Annotated in this window: 21 protein-coding genes and 5 tRNA genes; 16 read left to right on the top strand and 10 right to left on the bottom strand. The window is 36.9% G+C overall.

Annotation, left to right across the window (positions count from 1 at the left end; translation table 11 throughout):
• Positions 1-99: 99 nt before the first annotated feature.
• From OK18_RS19475 to OK18_RS19445, 7 genes are all read left to right on the top strand, one after another.
• The gene (locus OK18_RS19475; RefSeq protein WP_053329095.1) at positions 100-1,983 is read left to right on the top strand and encodes a DNA topoisomerase IV subunit B; all 1,884 of its coding nucleotides are present in this window, start codon (positions 100-102) and stop codon (positions 1,981-1,983) included.
• Positions 1,984-1,999: 16 nt separating this feature from the next.
• Positions 2,000-2,476, top strand: a complete 477-nt coding sequence (locus OK18_RS19470) for a hypothetical protein (RefSeq protein ID WP_050020747.1) — start codon at positions 2,000-2,002, stop codon at positions 2,474-2,476.
• Between the two features lie 7 nt (positions 2,477-2,483).
• Positions 2,484-5,069: a DNA gyrase/topoisomerase IV subunit A gene (locus OK18_RS19465; protein ID WP_053329094.1), complete on the top strand. Its 2,586-nt coding sequence runs from the start codon at positions 2,484-2,486 to the stop codon at positions 5,067-5,069.
• An 11-nt stretch (positions 5,070-5,080) separates the two neighbouring features.
• On the top strand, positions 5,081-5,722 hold the full coding sequence (locus tag OK18_RS19460; RefSeq protein WP_050020748.1) for a rhomboid family intramembrane serine protease: 642 nt from the start codon (positions 5,081-5,083) through the stop codon (positions 5,720-5,722).
• Between the two features lie 29 nt (positions 5,723-5,751).
• Positions 5,752-6,855: a helix-turn-helix domain-containing protein gene (locus OK18_RS19455; protein WP_053329093.1), complete on the top strand. Its 1,104-nt coding sequence runs from the start codon at positions 5,752-5,754 to the stop codon at positions 6,853-6,855.
• A gap of 143 nt (positions 6,856-6,998) precedes the next feature.
• On the top strand, positions 6,999-7,784 hold the full coding sequence (locus tag OK18_RS19450) for an SDR family NAD(P)-dependent oxidoreductase (RefSeq protein ID WP_053329092.1): 786 nt from the start codon (positions 6,999-7,001) through the stop codon (positions 7,782-7,784).
• Positions 7,781-8,746, top strand: a complete 966-nt coding sequence (locus tag OK18_RS19445) for an NAD-dependent epimerase/dehydratase family protein (RefSeq protein ID WP_053329091.1) — start codon at positions 7,781-7,783, stop codon at positions 8,744-8,746. The genes OK18_RS19450 and OK18_RS19445 overlap by 4 nt, the downstream gene beginning before the upstream one ends.
• Before the next feature lie 75 nt (positions 8,747-8,821).
• Here the strand turns inward: OK18_RS19445 and OK18_RS19440 are convergent, their stop codons facing one another.
• The 5 genes from OK18_RS19440 to OK18_RS19420 are packed head-to-tail and all read right to left on the bottom strand — an operon-like array spanning position 8,822 to position 12,150.
• Positions 8,822-9,181, bottom strand: a complete 360-nt coding sequence (locus OK18_RS19440; RefSeq protein ID WP_053329090.1) for a DUF4180 domain-containing protein — start codon at positions 9,179-9,181, stop codon at positions 8,822-8,824.
• Positions 9,182-9,196: 15 nt separating this feature from the next.
• Positions 9,197-10,045, bottom strand: a complete 849-nt coding sequence (gene prmC / locus OK18_RS19435; protein ID WP_053329089.1) for a peptide chain release factor N(5)-glutamine methyltransferase — start codon at positions 10,043-10,045, stop codon at positions 9,197-9,199.
• Positions 10,046-10,804 carry a peroxide stress protein YaaA gene (gene yaaA, locus OK18_RS19430; RefSeq protein WP_050020751.1) on the bottom strand — a complete coding sequence of 253 codons (759 nt, stop codon included), beginning with the start codon at positions 10,802-10,804 and terminating at the stop codon, positions 10,046-10,048.
• A gap of 5 nt (positions 10,805-10,809) precedes the next feature.
• Positions 10,810-11,517: a CPBP family intramembrane glutamic endopeptidase gene (locus tag OK18_RS19425; protein WP_053329088.1), complete on the bottom strand. Its 708-nt coding sequence runs from the start codon at positions 11,515-11,517 to the stop codon at positions 10,810-10,812.
• Between the two features lie 21 nt (positions 11,518-11,538).
• Positions 11,539-12,150 (bottom strand): L-threonylcarbamoyladenylate synthase, encoded by a 612-nt coding sequence (locus tag OK18_RS19420; protein WP_050020753.1) that lies wholly within the window; start codon positions 12,148-12,150, stop codon positions 11,539-11,541.
• A gap of 101 nt (positions 12,151-12,251) precedes the next feature.
• Between OK18_RS19420 and OK18_RS19415 the strand changes: the two genes are divergently transcribed.
• From OK18_RS19415 to OK18_RS19395, 5 genes are all read left to right on the top strand, one after another.
• Positions 12,252-12,324: transfer RNA gene (locus tag OK18_RS19415), tRNA-Met, on the top strand.
• Positions 12,325-12,362: 38 nt separating this feature from the next.
• A tRNA-Met gene (locus OK18_RS19410) sits at positions 12,363-12,435 on the top strand.
• Positions 12,436-12,472: 37 nt separating this feature from the next.
• A tRNA-Met gene (locus tag OK18_RS19405) sits at positions 12,473-12,545 on the top strand.
• A 38-nt stretch (positions 12,546-12,583) separates the two neighbouring features.
• Positions 12,584-12,656: transfer RNA gene (locus OK18_RS19400), tRNA-Met, on the top strand.
• A 38-nt stretch (positions 12,657-12,694) separates the two neighbouring features.
• Positions 12,695-12,767: transfer RNA gene (locus OK18_RS19395), tRNA-Met, on the top strand.
• Between the two features lie 176 nt (positions 12,768-12,943).
• Here the strand turns inward: OK18_RS19395 and OK18_RS19390 are convergent.
• From OK18_RS19390 to OK18_RS19370, 5 genes are all read right to left on the bottom strand, one after another.
• A complete protein-coding gene (locus OK18_RS19390) occupies positions 12,944-13,762 on the bottom strand; it encodes a GLPGLI family protein (protein ID WP_156173340.1) in 819 nt (272 codons plus the stop codon).
• A gap of 108 nt (positions 13,763-13,870) precedes the next feature.
• A complete protein-coding gene (locus OK18_RS19385; RefSeq protein WP_053329086.1) occupies positions 13,871-14,128 on the bottom strand; it encodes a bacteriocin-like protein in 258 nt (85 codons plus the stop codon).
• 102 nt (positions 14,129-14,230) lie between these two features.
• On the bottom strand, positions 14,231-14,560 hold the full coding sequence (locus OK18_RS19380) for an Ada metal-binding domain-containing protein (RefSeq protein ID WP_082129279.1): 330 nt from the start codon (positions 14,558-14,560) through the stop codon (positions 14,231-14,233).
• Positions 14,561-14,597: 37 nt separating this feature from the next.
• Entirely contained in the window at positions 14,598-15,311 is a 714-nt protein-coding gene (locus OK18_RS19375) for a 2OG-Fe(II) oxygenase (RefSeq protein WP_050020754.1), read from the bottom strand.
• A gap of 429 nt (positions 15,312-15,740) precedes the next feature.
• On the bottom strand, positions 15,741-16,322 hold the full coding sequence (locus OK18_RS19370) for a hypothetical protein (protein ID WP_050020756.1): 582 nt from the start codon (positions 16,320-16,322) through the stop codon (positions 15,741-15,743).
• Positions 16,323-16,659: 337 nt separating this feature from the next.
• Here OK18_RS19370 and OK18_RS19365 point away from each other — a divergent pair, with 337 nt between their 5' ends.
• From OK18_RS19365 to OK18_RS19350, 4 genes are all read left to right on the top strand, one after another.
• A complete protein-coding gene (locus OK18_RS19365; protein ID WP_050020757.1) occupies positions 16,660-17,025 on the top strand; it encodes a BlaI/MecI/CopY family transcriptional regulator in 366 nt (121 codons plus the stop codon).
• 5 nt (positions 17,026-17,030) lie between these two features.
• The gene (locus tag OK18_RS19360; RefSeq protein ID WP_053329085.1) at positions 17,031-18,890 is read left to right on the top strand and encodes a M56 family metallopeptidase; all 1,860 of its coding nucleotides are present in this window, start codon (positions 17,031-17,033) and stop codon (positions 18,888-18,890) included.
• Positions 18,891-18,947: 57 nt separating this feature from the next.
• Positions 18,948-19,853, top strand: a complete 906-nt coding sequence (locus OK18_RS19355) for a GLPGLI family protein (RefSeq protein WP_050020761.1) — start codon at positions 18,948-18,950, stop codon at positions 19,851-19,853.
• Positions 19,854-19,998: 145 nt separating this feature from the next.
• On the top strand, positions 19,999-20,565 hold the full coding sequence (locus OK18_RS19350) for a sugar O-acetyltransferase (RefSeq protein ID WP_053329084.1): 567 nt from the start codon (positions 19,999-20,001) through the stop codon (positions 20,563-20,565).

Genomic DNA, 20,565 nt, shown 5'->3' with positions numbered 1-20,565 from the left:
GTACTGATAATATTACAAAGTATTATGATAAATATTAATAAAAAACGGATTGAAAAAAACGGATAATTTTGTATTTTTGTATGTTTGCTGAAATCATATATGTCACAAGAAATAAATCCAACCTATTCCGAAGATAATATCAGAACCCTGGATTGGCAGGAACATATCCGTCTGCGCCCCGGCATGTACATCGGGAAGCTGGGCGATGGCTCCTCTGCTGATGACGGGATTTATATTTTGCTTAAAGAAATCCTGGACAACTCTATCGATGAGTTCAGGATGAAAGCAGGTAAAAGAATTGAAATAAAACTGGACGACGGTAAAGTTACCATCCGCGATTTTGGACGTGGAATTCCGCTGGGAAAAGTAGTGGATGCTGTTTCCAAAATGAATACCGGGGGTAAATACGACAGTAAGGCCTTCAAAAAATCCGTAGGATTGAACGGGGTCGGTACCAAAGCCGTAAACGCACTTTCAGATTATTTCCGGGTGCGCTCTTTCCGTGACGGAAAAATGAAAGCGGCTGAGTTCTCCCGGGGGATTATCAAAGAAAACTTTGATGAAAAAGATACCTCGGACAGAAACGGTACCGAAATTTCATTCATCCCTGACGGAGAAATATTCCTGCACTTTAAATACAGAAAAGAGTATATCGAAAGAATGCTCCGGAATTATGCGTACCTGAATCCGGGATTGAAGATTCTCTTCAACGGAGAAACCTATTATTCGGAAAATGGGCTTAAAGACCTTTTGGAAGAAGAACTGGAAAGCGATATCCTTTATCCTATCGTTCATTTGAAGGATGACGATATTGAAGTGGCCATTACCCATTCTGATAAATCGCAGACAGAAACCTATTTTTCATTTGTAAATGGACAGAATACCACTCAGGGGGGAACTCACCTTAATGCCTTCCGCGAGGCTTACGTAAAAACCATCCGTGAGTTTTTTAATAAAAATTTTGATGCATCCGATATCAGGAAATCTATTATTGCAGCTATTTCCATCAACGTGGAAGAACCGGTTTTTGAATCTCAGACAAAAACAAAGTTAGGTTCCAACGATATGGGCCCTAATGGTCCTACTGTAAGAACCTTCATTATTGATTTCCTGAAAAGCAAACTGGATAATTTTCTTCATAAAAACCCGGAAATTGCAGAAGCCATTCAAAGGAAGATCCTGATCTCGGAAAGAGAAAGAAAGGAACTATCCGGAATTCAAAAACTGGCAAGAGAGAGAGCCAAAAAAGTATCCCTTCATAATAAAAAACTGCGTGACTGCAGACAGCATTATAACGATCAGAAAGCCGAAAGAAAGGGCGATACCCAAATATTTATAACAGAGGGAGATTCTGCATCCGGTTCAATTACAAAATCCAGGGACGTGGAAACACAGGCCGTATTTTCACTAAAAGGAAAGCCGCTAAATTGCTATGGGCTTACCAAAAAAGTGGTGTATGAAAATGAAGAATTTAATCTTCTTCAGGCAGCCCTGAATATCGAAGAAAGTCTGGAGGATCTCAGATACAATCAGGTGATTATTGCTACCGATGCCGATGTAGACGGAATGCACATCCGCCTGCTGATGATCACCTTCTTCCTGCAGTTTTTTCCTGACCTGATCAAGAACAACCATCTTTATATTCTTCAGACCCCGCTTTTCAGGGTCAGAAATAAAAAAGAAACACGATACTGCTATACGGAAGCAGAGAGAATAAAAGCCCTGAATGAGCTCGGAAAAAATCCTGAGATTACCCGGTTCAAGGGACTGGGAGAAATTTCTCCCGATGAATTCAAACACTTTATCGGCAAGGATATCCGTTTGGAACCTGTAGTGATAGGAAAAGATCAGACTATTGATCAGCTTCTGGAGTTCTATATGGGTAAAAATACACCGGACAGACAAACCTTTATTCTGGAAAATCTGGTGGTGGAAGATCCGGATATTGATAAAAAGGAAATTTTAGATGAAGTAGCCGGTTGATAAACAAAAGAATCAAATGAGACTAAGTAACCGTAACAAAGCATCAGTTTATAATTTTATAAACACCGTATTGATGATGATGGTCGTATTGGGAATATTAGGATTTCTGGCTAACGAATATAGATTTAATGTATTGGAAAGTGAAAGCTATTTATTAATTATTATTCCCGTTTTAATGCTCATTCTTTTTCATCTGAACGGGCGCCAGATTTTTGAATACGACAGCGATGGGGAAGCATTGAACTTTAAGAACAGGAATATTATCCCTTTTCTGAATAAACCCCTTCACGATGAATTTCCAAAATATAAACTGATCAAATATGATATCATAAGTATCTTCTTTATCAAAAGACTATACATCACCGTTTCAAGTAAGACTAATGGTTCTACCATGCTGAAGTACCAGATTTCTTATCTGACACAAAAAGAAGTAAACGATTTAAAACTCTCTCTGAACAAAGTAGTGAAAGCTAATAAGGAGAAAAAAGATTAAAAAACAGATGACGACAGAAGAATATTCGCATGAGAGTGAAAGCTTAAAGAAAGTTTCGGGTCTCTATAAAGACTGGTTCCTGGATTATGCTTCTTATGTAATTCTAGATAGAGCCATTCCTTCAGTATATGATGGCTTAAAACCGGTTCAGAGAAGAATCATGCACTCTATGCGTGAATTGGAAGACGGCCGCTACAATAAAGTAGCCAATATCGTGGGAAATACCATGAAATATCATCCTCACGGTGATGCTTCAATTACTGATGCAATGGTGCAGATCGGGCAAAAAGAATTACTGATCGATACCCAGGGAAACTGGGGAAATATCTATACCGGTGACTCTGCTGCTGCTGCAAGATATATTGAAGCAAGGTTAACACCCTTTGCGCTGGAAGTAGTCTTTAATCCAAAAACAACGGAATGGGCTAAATCTTACGATGGCCGGAATAATGAGCCCATCGACCTTCCCGTAAAATTCCCGCTGCTTCTGGCTCAGGGAGTGGAAGGAATTGGGGTAGGACTTTCTACCAAGATACTCCCGCATAATTTTAACGAGCTGATCAATGCCTCTGTAGCCTATCTGAAAGGAAAAAAATTCGAGCTCTTTCCCGATTTTCTGACGGCAGGATATCTGGATGTTTCCGAGTATAATGACGGTCATAGAGGAGGAAAAGTAAGGGCCAGGGCTAAAATTACCCAAACAGATAAGCATACACTGGTTATTTCTGAGCTGCCTTATTCCAAGACAACGAGTGACCTCATTGATTCTATCCTGAAAGCCAATGAGAAAGGGAAAATCAAAATCAAAAAAATTGAAGACAATACTTCAGATAAGGTTGAAATCCTGATTCATATTCATAATGATGTTTCTCCGGATAAAACCATTGATGCCCTTTATGCCTTTACAGACTGCCAGGTAACAATTTCTCCGAATGCATGTGTAATTGTAGGAGATAAGCCTATGTTTATGTCTGTTTCCGAAATTCTGAAAATGAATACGGATCATACTGTTTCTTTACTGAAAAAAGAACTTGAGATAGAGCTTCATGAACTTCAGGAAAACTGGCATTTTTCTTCATTGGAAAGGATTTTTATCGAAAACAGGATTTATCATGATATTGAAGAAGTAAAAACGTGGGAAGAAGTCCTGAAAACCATTGATGAAGGTTTAAAACCACATACCGGACACCTTTTGAGAGAAGTCACGGAAGAAGATATTCTAAAACTTACTGAGATCAGGATCAAAAGGATATCAAGATTCGATCTGGATAAATTTAAAGAGAATATCGCGGCTCTTGAAGGTAAAATAGAACAGGTAAAACATAACCTGGCCAATCTGATAGCCTATGCCATTGATTATTACTTAAATATCCAGAAGAAATACGGAAAAGATAAACAAAGAAGAACCGAACTTAGAATTTTTGATACCATTGATGCTACCAAAGTAGCCGTTGCCAATGAAAAATTCTATGCCAATTTTGAAGAAGGTTTCATAGGAACTTCGTTAAAAAAAGATCAATATCTGTTCGACTGCTCCGATATAGACGATATCATTACATTCCGGAAAGACGGCAGCATGAAAGTGGTAAAAGTGGAAGCAAAAACATTTATCGGGAAAGATATCCTCCATGTAGCGGTCTGGAAGAAAAATGATAAAAGAACGGTGTATAATATGATCTACCGGGAAGGCCGGGAAGGACCTTATTATATGAAACGTTTCTCTGTAACCGGAGTAACCCGGAATACGGACTATCCTTTAGCTTCCGATAAAAAAGGATCCGAAACATTATACTTCTCTGCCAATCCCAACGGAGAAGCAGAAACGGTAACAGTATTATTAAAGCCCAACCCAAGAATCAGGAAGAATAAAATGGAGATCAATTTTTCCGATCTCGCCATCAAAGGACGTGATTCCAAAGGAAATCTCGTAACAAAATACGCGGTAAAGAAAGTAGATCTGAAAGAAGAAGGAGTTTCTACCCTGGCTCCAAGAAGAATATGGTTTGATGATACCGTAAGAAGGCTGAATGCAGACGCAAGAGGTACCTTATTGGGAAGTTTCAAAGGCGATGATAAAATCCTTACCATCAATACCAATGGAGAAGTAAAACTGGTTTCTTTTGATCTGGGAAACCGTTTTGATGATGAATACCTGGTTCTGGAAAAATGGAAACCGGAGCAGCCGATTACCTGTATTTACTATGACGGGGAGAAAGATATTTACTTTATTAAACGGTTTTTACTGGAGAATACAGTAAATGTACAGACCTTCATGCCTTCTGACCATCCTAAGTCTTTTATTGAAAACGTTATAGTGGCCAATGGCGCAACGGCGGAAATTATTTTTGCAAAAGACAAAGGAAAAGAGAGGGAACCCGAAACAGTGAATATTGATGAGTTCATTGCTGTAAAAGGAATAAAAGCAATTGGGAACCAGTTCACGAAATTTAAAGTGAAAGCGATCAATATCACCACGCCTGAACCTGTAGAAGAGGAGCCTGAAGTCTATGAAGAACCGGAATCCACCGGAGATACAGATGAAGATGGAGGAATCATCGGAGACCTGTTTCAGGATGGTGAGTCTGAAAATTAAGAATCAAAATTATGAGTATACCTGTTTTAATCATTATTGCCGTAACCTGTATATTGAGCTACAGAGGGTTTAATGATGTGGCTTTATTTGAGAAATATAAATTCAATGTAGGCGCCATTGAAAACCGGAAAGAATATATAAGGCTGATCAGCTCAGCATTTCTGCACGCAGACTTTATGCATCTTTTCTTCAATATGCTTTCATTGTATTTTTTCCAGGCTGCTGTTACCATGTTTTTTGGAAATATAGGCTTCCTGATCATTTATTTTGGTTCTATGATCCTGGGAAATCTCTTCAGTCTTATCATCTATAAAAAACAGCCCTGGTATTCGGCAATCGGAGCATCAGGAGCAGTGTCAGGAATCATTTTTGCTTCCATTGCCATGGCCCCGAATGAGATCAGTGTTAACTTCCTGCCGGGATGGCTGTTCGGAACATTATATTTCGGGTATTCCGTATACATGATGCTGAATCCTAAGCAATGGGATAATCTGGGCCATGCGGCACACCTTGGAGGAGCTTTTTTCGGTCTTGTTTACTCTATCGCCCTCCATCCGCAGCAGGCTATGGGTAATATCCTCTATTTAGGTGCGATGTCCCTTCCGTTGATCTATCTGGCTTATCAGATTTTTGTCAGGAAACGAATACGATAAAAGAATTATTTAATAAAATACCGAAACCAATGAACACATCAGAATTAAACAGTTTCATCGTGATACTTATCTATGGTTCATTGGTTTTGTTGTCTCTGCTCAAGCTTACCAATCCTTTAAAGGTAAACAGAAAAGCCAATTTCTGGTTCGGAATCTTTCTGTTTCTCTGGTCAACCTTCTGGATGGATGAGGTTTTGTTTCTAATCACAGGAGAAACCGTAGAATTTCATTCCCTGTTTCCCATCCGGATGATCCAGTTTTTTACTCCTGTTGTTTTTTATTTCAGTGTATTGTTTTATACCAACCCTTCCTTTAGATTCAAAGCGGCCGACATCTGGTTTCTATTGCTTCCTGCGGCGTTCCTTATCTGCCTCTTATTGGTAAAATGGGGTTATACAACACCATTTGAGTACCTGAGTGTAATCCTGATCCTGATTCAGGCATTGTTTTATACAGGACTTTCCTATGTGACAATCAGAAGACACCAGCGAAAAATTCAGCAATTTTCTTCCAATACGGAAGGAATTAACCTGAACTGGCTTGAATATATTATTCTCGTCCTTCTTATTGTAAATATCATCTATGTGATATATAATCTGTTTTATGATCCCAAATCGCTGAACTTTTTTATCAATGCCGTTTTTTTGCTGGTGATTTACTGGGTAGCCTATTACTCTCTGAAACAGAAGGAAATTTACCCCCTGGAAGAAAAACAGCGTCAGGAACTGATCTCCATAGATGCTGATTCTGATACGGAAGAAGTAAAACGAAAGCTGATTTCTGATGATGAACTCGTTAAAATTAAAAAGCAGCTTGAAAAGGTGATGGATGCTCAAAAGCCTTATCTGGACAGTGAGCTGAACCTTATTAAACTGGCGGAAATACTGCTGGTCTCTACTCATCATCTATCCTATGTTATCAATACCGGCTTCGGTAAGAATTTCTTTCAGTATGTTAATGAATACAGAATTGAGCATGCCAAAAAGCTATTGCAGGATTCAGATCATAAATATTCAATCCTGGGCATTGCATATGAATCCGGATTCAATTCCAAGACATCTTTTAATACTACCTTTAAAAAATTGACAGGTAAGACTCCTTCAGAATACAAAAGAATGAGTTCGGGTTTATAAAGTTTTACTTTATTTTATTTACAATTTACTAAATATCAGTCATTTATATGTTTTGTTTGTTGTATTTAAAAATAGGTTCGTTCAGATAATCCTGAACATGTAAAGATGATTTCTATGGTAGTTTTGTATCATAATTTTTGCTTATGGATACTAAAGAATCATATGCCGTCGTTACAGGAGCAAGTCAGGGATTAGGAAAAGCATTTGCTGAGAATCTGGCAAGGAAAAAGATTAATGTTATTCTGGTAAGTCTTCCTCATCAGAATTTAAAAACGTTTTGTGAAGAACTGGAAGAGACCTATGGGATCAAAGCGCGGTATTACGAGGTAGATCTTTCTGTGAACGAAAATGTAATGAAACTGGCGGAGTGGATCAACAGGTCTTTTGATATCCATATTCTGATCAATAATGCAGGGTTGGGGGGAACCAAAAAATTTACGGAAGCTACACCTGATTATATTAATACGATTTTACAGGTGAATGTAATGGCAACTTCATTAATGACGCACCAGTTACTTCCCAATCTTTTAAAACAGCCCAAAGCCTATATTCTGAATGTATCAAGTATGGCAGCCTTTTCACCTATCGGGTTTAAAACCGTATATCCGGCTTCCAAAACTTTTATCCATTCCTTTTCAAGAGGTTTGCATGAAGAGCTGAAAGATACGAATGTATTTGTAAGTGTTGTGAATCCCGGTGCTATGAAAACCAATACAGATGTTTGCAAGCGGATAGAAAAACAAGGACTTTTAGGAAAGCTAACCCTCTTAGATCCGGATAATGTGGCCTCTTACAGTATACGTCAGTTATTTAAAAAAGATTCCGTAATTATGGTCAACCCAATAAGCTGGCTGGTCATGAAGATAGTACCGATATGGATCAAACTTCCTTTAATGACCCAGGCTATTAAAAGAGAAATCGAAGCATGAAAAAAGTTTTTGTCACGGGAGTCACCGGGCTTCTGGGAACCAATGTCGTTATTAAATTATTAAAATATGGTTATTCTGTTATTGCTTTGGTGCGCAAGGAAAGCAGCTACCTGGGTGAAAAGAACGAGAATCTGAAGCTGATTAAAGGAGATTTGTCAGCCGATGTATCGCCCTGTCTGGAAGGAGTGGATTATATAATTCACATTGCTGCAGAAACAAGACAAAACCTACTTACATATGATGAATACAGAAAGGTGAATTATGATATCACTTTGAATCTGTTGGTTCATGCCAAAGCCAAAGGGATAAAGAAATTTTTATTCGTCAGTTCAGCCAATACAATGGGATTTGGAAGCGAAGATGAGCCCGGGAATGAAAAAGCTGCCCAGAAATATCCTTTTACAAAATCTTTATATGCCCAGAGTAAATTGGAGGCAGAAAATTTTCTTTTGCAAAACCGGAAAAACATAGATATCATTATTCTGAATCCTGCCTTTATGATCGGAGCGTACGACAGCAAGCCAAGCTCAGGAAAAATTATATTCTGGGCCTGGAAAAAGAAGCTTATCTTTTATCCGAAGGGTGGAAAAAATTTCGTTCACGCTGAAGATGCAGCAGAAGGAATCATCAGGGCAATAGAAAAGGGAAAAGATGGTGAAAAATATCTGTTGGCCAATGAAAATCTGAGCTATAGAAACTTTTTCAGAAAAGTAAATAAAATAACAGGCCAGCATCCCGTTATGATTCCTATACCGGATACCGTATTATCTGTTTTGGGACGGATAGGAGACGTTTTGCGAAAGCTGAATGTGAAGACGAATGTAAGCACTCCGAATATGAAAGCCCTTCGGATCCGGAATTATTATTCTAATCAGAAATCCATGGAAGAGCTCGGACTTCATTACAGGCCGGTAGATCAAGCGATAGAAGAAGCTATTGAATATTTTAAGAATAAAGAATAAAGAATAAAGGATAAAGGATAAAGGATAAAGGATAAAGGATAAAGGTCTTTGATTAAGCAACAGGATTATTTGTCGCTATTTCGAAAAATTTTCAAGCGCTTCTTCAAGCATGGTAACAAAGTTGACATGCCGGGTCTTATTGCTTTCAAAAATAAAATCCTGTAAACTCTTACTTTCATGTTTGCTGAAGTCACCCACAATAGCTAGCCCGATACGGTAGTTGGAAAATTTTTGCAAAATTTCGCCTGCCAGTTTTGTTTTCAGATCGAAAAAATCGGGAGTGATGTTTTTTTCATATACAATAACTTTATCAAACCCCTGATAATAAATATCACCCATCAGATCCAGACCGTCCTGTACTGATTCAATAACTATTTTGTCAGAAATTACTTCGGCAATTTTAACACCATTTACCGTATGTGATTTGATGATCATACTTTTATTGATTGGTTATTTGATTCCATAAATGAACCTGTCATTGTCGGATAAATCTTTTAATAATTCAGCTTTTGACAGGTCTTTGTACAACTCAAGTGTTTCAATACCCAGTTTCTGATTGATTTCTAAAAACAAAAGCCCATGATCTTTCAAGTGCTTCCTGGCATCTTCTGCAATTTTCCTGTAGAAAACCAATGCATCGGAAGTAGGGGAAAAAAGGGCTATTTTAGGTTCAAACTCTTTTACGGAGTCTGCTATTTCAGTTTCTTCTTCTCTGCCTATATAAGGAGGATTGGAAATAATGATATCATAATGTTCCTCCAGTTTAAAAGTAAGATAATCCGCATGAATGAATTCAATATTCAGCTGATGAAAATCAGCATTCCGTTTTGCGGTTTCCAGTGCTTTTTCTGAAAAATCAATCGATGAAATCTCAGCGTCTGGAAAATGTTTTTTTAAAACCAGCGGAATCACACCGCTCCCTGTTCCGATATCCAGGATTTTTAATCCCGGGATTTCTAATTCCGAACATTGTATTTCCCGGATTGCCATTTCCAGTAGTTCCTCAGTTTCGGGGCGGGGGATCAGTACGTTATCATCTACAAAAAATTTCATTCCGTAAAATTCGGTTTCTCCTAAAAGCTGTTGGTAGGGTTTTCCCGTTCTCAGAACGGAAATCATATCATTCAGTTGTTTCTCATCATCTGTCAGCAACTGCTGGTCAGAAAACCTCCGTTGCTGAAAATGGTCAAATCCTGTAATCTTATGGATGAAAAGTGAAGATAAAAAAGCACTTTCCGATGCTGTATAAAGATCCGAAAGGGAGGAACTGAAGTGTTTTTTAAATGCTGAAATTGTCATTTATCTTGTAAAAACCAGTTTCGTATCTGTAGATTTCTCTTCATCTATTCTATAACCTTCATAATTAAAAGCTTTCACATCATCCAGGGTTTGGGCCTGAGTTTCTGCGCAAAATCTTACGACAAGACCTCTTGCATGTTTGGTATACACTACGATAGTCTTTAATTTTCCGTCTTTTAATTCATAAAAATCAAAATCAATAACCTTATGATTTAGCTTTTTCCTGTCAATAACCTTTCCGTACTCATTACTGGCCAGATGCAGGAGAATTTCCCCTTTTTTCATCTCAGTATTCAGCTGTCCGGTTATTTTTTCTCTCCAGAATTCATACAGGTTTTTATACTGGTCAAATTGGAAAGGGCGTCCCATTTCCAGCCTGTACAACATAACTTTATCAGAAGGTTTCAGTAATCCATATAATCCGGAAAGCATCCGGTGATTCTTTTGCAGGTAATCTACAGCATCTTTATCAAGAGTTTTGGCGTCCAATCCCCGGTATACTTCTCCTGTAAAGGCAAATAAAGCAGGTGCAGACTCTTTTGCAGTGGGTCTGGATTTCCATTTTTGGTTTCTTTCCCAGTTTTCATCAGCCAGTTTAGAAGATATCTCCATCAATTCGGAAAGATATTTGGGCGATTTTTCTTTTAAATAAGATTGTATAAATGCTGCCTCCTCAATAAATTTTGGTGTGGTAGATCTCAGAAAATCTGTTGAGTTTTCTACATTCATTAATTTGGCAGGGGATGTTATAATTTTCATAATGTTTAAAATACAGATAAGTGCTTACTATCAAAACTATTCATAATCATCAGAGACACAAAGTCTATCATAAAATGACAGCTGATCAGAATAGTGATATTTGAATATTTTTTATAAAAAACAGCAAAAACGACTCCAATAAAGAAAGGGATGATCACCTGGCTTATTGTTCCGTAAGTACTGTGCAGGAGGCCAAACAAAAGGGCTGAAATAAAAATTCCTAAAACAGGACTGTTATAAATCTTCTCAATCCGGGGCTGTACGTACCCCCGCATCAGGAATTCCTCTACAGCACCCGCCGTAAAGCATGTAAAAATAATTAAAAAATAATTATGTCTAAAAATTGAAGTGAGATCAAAAAGTTTTTCGCTCATCTTCTCCTGTACCAGAAGCTGCAGAACCACATTCAGAAATGCTCCGCCGATAGCACAGATCAAGTAAAGGCTGATCATTGCTTTTACCCGGAATGCCAGGGAATATTTTTTTTCTCCTTTTAACAAAAAAGAGCCTTTTTCCACAAAATGACTGTACAGAAACAGCATCAGTAAAATGGCCCAGAGTACTATTCTGCTGAGAGAAAAACTGAATGCTGTAATCCCCTTTACTCCCGTAATCATAGAAATAACAGGAAAGACATACAGCATTGCTGCTGCTAACAGTATAAATGTAAGTAAAACACCTATAGAATATTTCCCATGAAGTCCTATCGCCATCCGTCTGCTAAACCTTGAATTTTAAATAATTCCTTTTCCCTGACGGATAATCTCAGGTTCCCCGGAAGTAAGGTCCACAATAGTTGAAGCTACATTGTCTCCATATCCGGAATCAATGACGATATCTACAAGATGATCGTATTTTTCCGCGATCAGTTCAGGATCTGTGGAATATTCAATAATTTCATCATCATCTCTGATGGAAGTGGAAGCAATAGGATGCCCCAGTTTTTCAACGATAAGTTGTGGAATGGAGTGGTCCGGAACACGGATACCGATGGTTTTATGACCTTTATAAGCTAAAGGCAGGCTTTTATTAGCTTCCAGAATAAAAGTAAAAGGACCGGGAAGATGGCTCTTCAGAAACCTGAATACGGAAGTTTCAATAGGCCTTGTAAAGTCGGAAAGATGGCTGAGGTCATTACAGATTATCGAAAATTTTGCCTTATCCAGCCTGATTTTCTTCAGCTGAGCCAGTTTCTCCATGGCTTTGATATCAAAAATATTACAACCCAAGGCATATATTGTATCTGATGGATAAATAATCAAGCCTCCATTATTCAATGTTTTAATCACCTCGTTCACAAGATTTTCCTGAGGGTTTTCCGGATAAATTTTCAATATTTTTGCCATAGAACAAAGATACAAATAATAAAATAGTTTTTATAAAACACCTTTATTTAAAAGAAAAATTAGGATTTTAAATAAAAAATCGTACATTTGCAGTCCAATATCGCGGGATGGAGCAGTAGGTAGCTCGTCGGGCTCATAACCCGAAGGTCATCGGTTCGAGTCCGGTTCCCGCTACTAAGCAAGCGTTGTCGGTAAACGCTCTAAAAATACACCGCGGGGTGGAGCAGTAGGTAGCTCGTCGGGCTCATAACCCGAAGGTCGCACGTTCGAGTCGTGTCCCCGCTACTAAATGAATGTTTGTGGTAACATTCTGAAAATATACCGCGGGATGGAGCAGTAGGTAGCTCGTCGGGCTCATAACCCGAAGGTCATCGGTTCGAGTCCGGTTCCCGCTACTAAGCAAGTGTTGTCGGTAAACACTCTAAAAATACACCGCGGGATGGAGCAGTAGGTAGCTCGTCGGGCTCATAACCCGAAGGTCATCGGTTCGAGTCCGGTTCCCGCTACTAAGCAAGCGTTGTCGGTAAACGCTCTAAAAATACACCGCGGGATGGAGCAGTAGGTAGCTCGTCGGGCTCATAACCCGAAGGTCATCGGTTCGAGTCCGGTTCCCGCTACTAAACCAGAGAAGCAATACAATATTGCTTCTCTTTTTATTTTATACAAACCTAGTCCAAAACTCAGTTCTGCTTAATTTTCAACTGTTGCGACTAATTTTTTTATTACCGGTTTTTCGCAGGATTAGTCAGTTTTTAGTGTATTTAGAGGAATCCTTTGATAACACTTAGGTGTCTTACTTATAATCTATTTTTTTATTTAATTCAATGACATTATTGTATTCTTTAAGATCGCTTTGGATTGAAAGTGTACTTTCCCGAAGATTTACCTTTTTGAGTCCTCCACTTCCATCATCTGTCATTACTTTAATACTTTGTGTTTTTGTAAATGAAAAAGGGTCTTTGTAATAATCTTGTTGAAGTTTTGTCAATTCTTCCCAACTTACTTTTTTTCCGCCTTTCATTGAAAACAAATTCTTGTGATTAGATTTTCTAATTTTAACTAATTTAAATAAATAATCATTATTACTATCATAAATTTCGACTACAAGCCCAGGAAGGCCATTAAAAACATATGGTCCTTCTGAAGGCTTGATATTTTCGGAGAACCATGCGGTCCAACTCCTTCCACCGTAATTAACTTCTGCTTTCTGACATTTTATTTCATCAATAATTTTAGTTTCAGGAAAAAGCTTCCAAGTCAGGGCTTCGTTTACACCAACATAGAAAACATCTCTACTTAATGGCAGAACCATATACTTAAGAAGGGTATTTGTTTTTAAATCCTTTTTTAAATAAAGTTGGTCATTTATATTATTAGGGTATCCCAATCCATAGCCATTGCCATAAAAAATTAAAGAATCAGACTGTCTTCTCATTGCATCTCTAAAAATAGATTCATTGTTTATAATATCTAAAAAATATAATTTAGACCTACTCGAATCTTTTCTACTAGTAGAGGGCTTATATGTAAGTTCGTAAGCTATCGTTAAATTTTGTGCCGAAGTAATAATAAATACTATAAGAAAGATTAGGGCACTATATTTTTTTACCATAGCAATAATATTTTGAACTATTACAAATATAAAATAAAAACTCCCTCAGCGAGAGGGAGCTTGTTTTTTAAATTATGAAATGATTACATACATCTTAATGCATTCCAGTTACCTACGGCGTTGTAGTGTCCCCATATAAAGACCGTACTCTACACCGTATTGTGCACAGCTGTCATTTGGCCCCATAGTACACATGTCACCATATGAATCCTTAATTATACCACCTTGTACTTCTTTTAAATCATTTCGCGAAAGTTTTTTTAATTTTTTCATAATGTAATTTTTAAAAATTAATAGTTCCGATATATCTTGCTGACTTAAACCTTCAGAAAGGTATTTAATAATTAACTTTTCCAATTCATCCATGAAGTAAAATTACAGTACATTACGTTGCTTACCTTACGGAATTTCGTATTGATAGATGTTTATTGCTTAATATTTTTACAAATAAAAAAATGAAAGAATTTATTAAGGAATGCTTGCTCTTAAAAAGCCAGGATAATGAACAGAATTTTTTATATTCAGACCCAATTTATTATGTCCCCAACTTTTGCTCCTGATCCGTTTTTCCATTTTTTTATACTCCTCTCTCATACAGTGCGCACAAGGACGGTAGTGATGCTGTAAAGCCTGCTGTTCATTCAGAAAGAAAACGCGGTTTTCCTTTTTCATCCTTTTACCTGAAGTACATCTCAAGGTTCCGTAAATTTTTAATTTTTTGTTTCCACCCAAACGGATTTCCTTGCGTCGGATCATATTTCTGAGTAACGAGTCTGAAAGCTGGGTATGGTATATCATATCTTTATTGCTAAGTGAAATAAAAAACCAGGAAGTTCTAGCTTGCTGCATCATGAAAAATGATGCCCAAAGCATAACGGGTTCCTTTTCTAACTTTACTTACTCCATGCTTCATATTGACCCTGTAATATCCTTTTGTCCCTTTTTCAGGCTTAAAATGAGTGGTAAAGATAAGAATATCACCTTTGCGTGGCTGTAGGACAATAGCTTTTGATTGGGCTCTGGGAACCTGTTGGGTAAGAACAAATTCTCCTCCTGTGAAATCCTTTTCAGGCTCACTCAGCATCAATACCATCTGAATAGGAAAATATACCTCACCATATAAATCCTGGTGCAAGGTATTAAAGCCTCCTTCTTCATATTTCAGGATTAGCGGAGTCGCTTTTAGCTGGCCATTATGATGACATTGCTTTAAGAACTCATCATGTTCCTGTGGAAAATGAGTGTCAATATGTAACGCATTAAACCATGAATTGGCAATAGGAGCGAGATAAGGATAAAACCGGTTTCTTAAGGTATTTATTAATGCAGGAAGAGGGTAATTAAAATATTTGTATTCACCCAGGCCAAAACGATGCCGGGCCATTACAACTGTTTTACGGTATAAAGCAGAATGATCATAACCGGATTTTAAAAGTTCACATTCGTCATCCGGTACCATACCTGAAATGAGGGCGTACCCGTTTTGATGCATTTCTTCGGTGATTGCTGTCCAATCAACATTTTCGATTTTTGGGATTATGTCTGTCATTTTTTTTTTAATGTATGACAAAGATCCGATGTCCTGACCAGGTATAAAATCCAAAACGTGTGGTATTTAGGAATTGTAAGTTAAATAAAGGGCAATAATTAATTCAATTGTATGCCTTTCCATCTAAGTTTTTCTCTGTCAGGTAGTATTACTTCTACAATTTCTGAAATTTATTTCTACAGGGATTTTTTCAGAAGTAAAAGACATAGCCTTATTTTTGTGAGGCTCTTATAGATCAGGGTAGGACAGTTGACCTTATAGAGCAGATGCAAAATAATCTCCGCCTCATTTTCTACTTTTTCAACAAGTTTTATGATTAGTACCACAAAACTGCTTTTTGGCGGAGATATTTTTGCTGGCAGCAAACAAAAAGAGAACGGCAATTATATGCCGTTCTCTTTTTGTTCTATAGTATATACGATATTTATATTATGGTGCCAGTTGAGCATAAGGAGCCAGTTTATTGTCATCAGACATAGTCTGTCCCAGGAATTCCCTTTTCTGATCGGCTTTCATTCTTCCTGCAGCATCATTGGCATTAAAATAAGCTTCGCTGAGTTTTGTTGCAATTTCTGCCGGTTTGAAATCAAACTTAGTATCACCTTCCACTCCAAGATATCCGTTCTTTCTCGTAAGGTTGGTAATATAGTTGCTGTAATTAATAAATGTATTTCTCAGATACTGGGTGTGATATTCCATACATTTTTTTGCTTTTTTGGAAGAATTATTGAGAATGCAGTTTTTCATATTATTCCTGTATAAATACCATTCAGATTCCAGGATGCCATATTGTTTACCTACGGCAATCTTGCCATTAATGACAATGTTATTGTCTCCTTCTTTAGTGGCAATAGTCTGAAGGTGTTGAATCACCAACGGAACAGTCGCTTCAATTTTTGATTTTGTTTGCTTTAATATGCTGAGATCAGCAGCCGGAGAATTCTTCTTTTGTGCTGTAGTAACATTAAAAATAAGCAGTAATAGTACAATCAATAAATTATATCTTTTCATGAGAAATTTTTAAAGCACTAAAATAAATATAATTTCCCGGTTAAAACAAATTCATTTTAATTTTTGTTTAATAAAAATTAACAAGTTTTAAGAAATTTCATTTGAAACTTTTATTTTTCTATTGATTATATAGGCATAAGAATAAGTATGTTGAAAATTTAATATATTGTATTTAAATTTATGTATTTGATTTTCAGTAATTTATATATTATTAAGTTGTTATCACTAAAAAAATAGTTGTTTGAATCAGATTTATTTCTACATTTGTATAACTAATTTCTTAGTGATATGAAAATATATTGGTTTTATATCACAATAATGATAAAATGAACAGGATATGAAAATTCAGACTTTAACAAAGGCAGAAGAGCAGGTAATGCAGTATTTATGGAAATTGGAAAAAGGGTTCCTTAAAGATATTTTAGATCTTTTTCCGGAACCGAAACCTCATACCAATACTGTTTCTACTATTTTAAAAGTATTGAAGGATAAAGAATTCGTAGACTATCGTGTTTACGGAAGGCAGCATGAGTATTTTCCACTGGTTTCAAAAGAACAGTATTCAGGAAAAACAATGAAAAGCCTTGTAAAAAATTATTTTAAAGGATCTTATAAAAGTGCCGTTTCATTTTTGGTAGAAAAAAATGAAATGACAGTAGAAGATCTGGAAATGCTGTTAGACGAACTTAAAAAGAAAAACTAATACCTATGGAAACCCTGCTTCTGTACTTTGGAAAAGTGATTGTATGTTCAGGTGTAACGTTTTTGTACTATCAGTTGTCTTTAAAAGACAAGACGTTTCATCATTATAACAGATTTTATCTGTTGTCTGCTATGCTGATATCGCTGCTGCTGCCGCTTATCGAAGTAGATTATTTTACGATAGAAGTGAATAATGATATGTATATGCTTCTTGATAAAATTCAAAATTTTAATACAGAAAAAAAATTAGACAATGGTAACTTTTATTTTAACATTATTTTTTCAGCTCTGGGACTGGTTTCTTTCTATTTTTTAGGAAAACTGCTGTACGGGATTTTTAAAATCGAGCAGTTTAAGAAACAATTCAAAAGAGAAAGTTTTGACGGTATTAATTTTTACCGTACAGACTTAACCGAAGCTCCGTTTTCCTACTTTAAAAATCTTTTCTGGAAGAATACCATCACCTTGAATTCTGATATCGGAAAACAAATTTTAAAGCATGAAATGGTACACATTGAACAGAAACATTCATTTGATAAAATTTTTATCGAAGTGATTACTTCTGTTTTCTGGTTCAATCCGTTCTTTCATATCATCAAAAAAGAAATTAATCTCATCCATGAATACCTGGCTGATAAAAAGGCCGTAAAAAATTCGGACACCAAAGCATTTGCGCAGATGCTTTTAGCAAGCCACTTTTCCGGAACACAGTTGCCTGCCACCAGTCCGTTTCTAAGTTCAAACCTTAAAAAAAGACTTAAGATGTTACAAAAACCCAAAACCAGATTCGGATATGCGCGAAGAATTTTTGCCTTGCCGGTTTTATTTACAGTTGCGTTCGTCTATATGGTAAATGCAAAGAATAAAGAAATTGAAGAAAAAAATATTTCAATCCAAAAAGCAGTTTCCCGGATTATAAAAGATACGGTAAGGTCTGAAAGAAATGTACAGACAAATATCAATGAGCCTTCATCTAAACCATCTGGTAACGAAAAAAGGTTAGCAGAAATAGAAAAAAAGATGAAGGAGAAGGAAAAGGAACTGAATCTACTGAAACCTGAGACAGCCGCCTTTAATAAAAAAATCGAAGAAATAAACGAGCTTGCTTTGGAAATAGGGGATATTGCCGCAGAAAAAGCAGATAAAAGGCTGACTGACTATTTTAAATCTCCTGAATGGACAAACAAAATGCAGTCTCTTGAAAAAATGGAGATTGATATGCCGGAACTTTCCGATATTGATATCGATGTTTCTTTCCCTGATCCGCCTCAGCCACCTGTAGCTCCGGGAGCTCCGGGAGCTCCTAAAGCCCCCAAAATCAGTATTTTTAAATCAGGTAAAACGGCATATTATGAAGGCTTAAGCAAGGAAGAAAAAGAGGATATCCGTAAAGCTATGAAAGAGGCCGATAAAGCAAGGCGCCAGGCTGACAGGGCAAGAAAGGAGAGCGATAAGATGAGGAAAGAAGCGGATAAAGCAAGACATGAAAGTCAGAAAATGAGGCTTCAGGCTGATAAAATGAGAATAGAAGCTGATAAGGCCAGAGCGGAAGCTCAACAAATAGCGGCGGAAACAGCAAAGGAATTCAAAAAATTCAATTTTATCACAACCCATAATCCTCCTAAGGTAATCGTAATGCAGGCCGATTATATTAAAAAAGACGGAAATGGAAACATTGCCATGAATGGTGTGAAAAAATTTAATGTAAATGGCATGGACGATGCAAGATACTATGTGGACGGAACCGAGGTATCTAAAAAAGAAGCCATGTCTGTGGATCCTAAAAGTATTGCAAGTATTAATATCAATAAAGAAAGTCTGGTAAAAGGCACAAAAAGCGAAGTCAGAATTCAGACAAAGAAATAAAGTTCCATTAAGCTTTGACAATGATAAATTGGCAAAGCTTTTTATTGACAATATATTATGAAAAATAAAATTCTATTTTGTATGTTTTTGGGGATCCTGGTCCAGGCACAGGTCAACAGGTTCTTTTATGAGTATAAATTTATCCCGGATTCCGGCAATAAAGAAGATGTGAAAAAAGAAATGATGCTTCTGGATATAGATAAAAACGGATCAAATTATTATAGTCATGATAAATTTGTAGCCGATTCTATCGGAAGGGCTGAAATAGAAAAACAGATCAAATCCGGAGGAGGAAGTATAAGTGTAAACAAAAGAGAAAATCCCGGACAGGTATCTTATAAAGTAACCAAACAATACCCTGAGTTTAAGACCTATCTTTTCAGAAGCATCTCTATGGACCGCTATAAAATCCGGGAAGACAAAAAACCGGAATGGAAAATATTACCGGACAAAGAAAAGATTGGAAATTATAATGCTCAAAAAGCTGTCACCAATTTTGGAGGAAGAGAATGGACCGCCTGGTTTACCCAGGATATTCCTTTTCAGGATGGGCCATATAAATTTTACGGACTTCCGGGGCTTATTGTAAAGATTGAAGATGCCACCGGTTCCCACAGCATGACACTTGTAGGAAATAAAACCATAAATACGCCCAATGCAGAAAAGGATATACAGCTTCCTGAAAATGTAAAAATACTGGGTGTAGGAGGAAAGGAAATTGAAGTTACAAAAGAACAGTTTAAAAAAGCCTGGAAAGCTTATGTAAACGACCCAACAAAGAATATGCGGGAGCTGATGATGAATAGCGGGGGAAATTCCAATATGAAAGTAGCTTTTAAAGTGAAAACTTCAGACGGAAAAGAAATTTCAGATCCCAATCAGGTTTTCAGGGAAATGGAAAAAAGGACCAAGGAAAGTCTCCTGAAAGATAATAACCCGATTGAACCGGATCTGGTGAATTAAAATTATTCATTTTTATATAAAAACAGAATGCTTTGGAAGTGTTCTGTTTTTGTTTTAATAGCAACGAATAAGGTGACAAAAATATAATTACTTTATTATAACATTTCTTATCTTTCAATACGTAACCACAATCGATATTATCCCTATGACAGAAAAAGAAAAATGTGCAGCCGGGCTGTTATACAACGCCAATTATGATAAAGAACTGATTCGGGAGCGGATAGCCTGCAAAGATCTGTGCCAGGAATATAACGGGCTGAAAAATTCAGACTCTGAAAACAGGTACAGGCTTCTCAAAAGAATTATCGGAAATATAAAAGAAAATATCTGTATAGAGCCTGCTTTCTGGTGCGATTACGGTTATAATATCAAAACGGGGGAGAATTTCTATGCCAATCATAACCTCGTTATTTTAGATTGTGCCAGGGTAGAATTCGGTGACAATGTATTTATTGGCCCAAACTGTAGCTTTTATACAGCCGGGCATCCATTGGATGTCAAACAAAGAAATGAGGGTCTGGAATATGCCCGCCCGATTAAAGTTGGCGATAACGTATGGCTCGGCGGTAATGTGGTGGTGCTTCCGGGAGTCTCTATAGGAAATAACTCAGTGATCGGCGCAGGAAGCGTAGTCACTAAAGATATTCCGGATAATGTGGTAGCAGTAGGAAATCCTTGTACAGTTGTAAAAAGTATCATTCAGGAAAATTAA

The organism is Chryseobacterium gallinarum, assembly GCF_001021975.1.
In the GTDB taxonomy this organism is placed as follows: domain Bacteria; phylum Bacteroidota; class Bacteroidia; order Flavobacteriales; family Weeksellaceae; genus Chryseobacterium; species Chryseobacterium gallinarum.
The sequence above is the reverse complement of the archived record's forward strand: the minus strand, read 5'-3'. Positions and strand labels throughout refer to the sequence as shown.

Excerpts from the sequence above, each read along its gene's own strand:
- OK18_RS19475 (WP_053329095.1), top strand. The coding sequence starts at position 100 with ATGTCACAAGAAATAAATCCAACCTATTCCGAAGATAATATCAGAACC.
- OK18_RS19470 (WP_050020747.1), top strand. The coding sequence starts at position 2,000 with ATGAGACTAAGTAACCGTAACAAAGCATCAGTTTATAATTTTATAAAC.
- OK18_RS19465 (WP_053329094.1), top strand. The coding sequence starts at position 2,484 with ATGACGACAGAAGAATATTCGCATGAGAGTGAAAGCTTAAAGAAAGTT.
- OK18_RS19460 (WP_050020748.1), top strand. The coding sequence starts at position 5,081 with ATGAGTATACCTGTTTTAATCATTATTGCCGTAACCTGTATATTGAGC.
- OK18_RS19455 (WP_053329093.1), top strand. The coding sequence starts at position 5,752 with ATGAACACATCAGAATTAAACAGTTTCATCGTGATACTTATCTATGGT.
- OK18_RS19450 (WP_053329092.1), top strand. The coding sequence starts at position 6,999 with ATGGATACTAAAGAATCATATGCCGTCGTTACAGGAGCAAGTCAGGGA.
- OK18_RS19445 (WP_053329091.1), top strand. The coding sequence starts at position 7,781 with ATGAAAAAAGTTTTTGTCACGGGAGTCACCGGGCTTCTGGGAACCAAT.
- OK18_RS19440 (WP_053329090.1), bottom strand. The coding sequence starts at position 9,181 with ATGATCATCAAATCACATACGGTAAATGGTGTTAAAATTGCCGAAGTA.
- prmC (WP_053329089.1), bottom strand. The coding sequence starts at position 10,045 with ATGACAATTTCAGCATTTAAAAAACACTTCAGTTCCTCCCTTTCGGAT.
- yaaA (WP_050020751.1), bottom strand. The coding sequence starts at position 10,804 with ATGAAAATTATAACATCCCCTGCCAAATTAATGAATGTAGAAAACTCA.
- OK18_RS19425 (WP_053329088.1), bottom strand. The coding sequence starts at position 11,517 with ATGGCGATAGGACTTCATGGGAAATATTCTATAGGTGTTTTACTTACA.
- OK18_RS19420 (WP_050020753.1), bottom strand. The coding sequence starts at position 12,150 with ATGGCAAAAATATTGAAAATTTATCCGGAAAACCCTCAGGAAAATCTT.
- OK18_RS19390 (WP_156173340.1), bottom strand. The coding sequence starts at position 13,762 with ATGGTAAAAAAATATAGTGCCCTAATCTTTCTTATAGTATTTATTATT.
- OK18_RS19385 (WP_053329086.1), bottom strand. The coding sequence starts at position 14,128 with ATGGATGAATTGGAAAAGTTAATTATTAAATACCTTTCTGAAGGTTTA.
- OK18_RS19380 (WP_082129279.1), bottom strand. The coding sequence starts at position 14,560 with ATGATATACCATACCCAGCTTTCAGACTCGTTACTCAGAAATATGATC.
- OK18_RS19375 (WP_050020754.1), bottom strand. The coding sequence starts at position 15,311 with ATGACAGACATAATCCCAAAAATCGAAAATGTTGATTGGACAGCAATC.
- OK18_RS19370 (WP_050020756.1), bottom strand. The coding sequence starts at position 16,322 with ATGAAAAGATATAATTTATTGATTGTACTATTACTGCTTATTTTTAAT.
- OK18_RS19365 (WP_050020757.1), top strand. The coding sequence starts at position 16,660 with ATGAAAATTCAGACTTTAACAAAGGCAGAAGAGCAGGTAATGCAGTAT.
- OK18_RS19360 (WP_053329085.1), top strand. The coding sequence starts at position 17,031 with ATGGAAACCCTGCTTCTGTACTTTGGAAAAGTGATTGTATGTTCAGGT.
- OK18_RS19355 (WP_050020761.1), top strand. The coding sequence starts at position 18,948 with ATGAAAAATAAAATTCTATTTTGTATGTTTTTGGGGATCCTGGTCCAG.
- OK18_RS19350 (WP_053329084.1), top strand. The coding sequence starts at position 19,999 with ATGACAGAAAAAGAAAAATGTGCAGCCGGGCTGTTATACAACGCCAAT.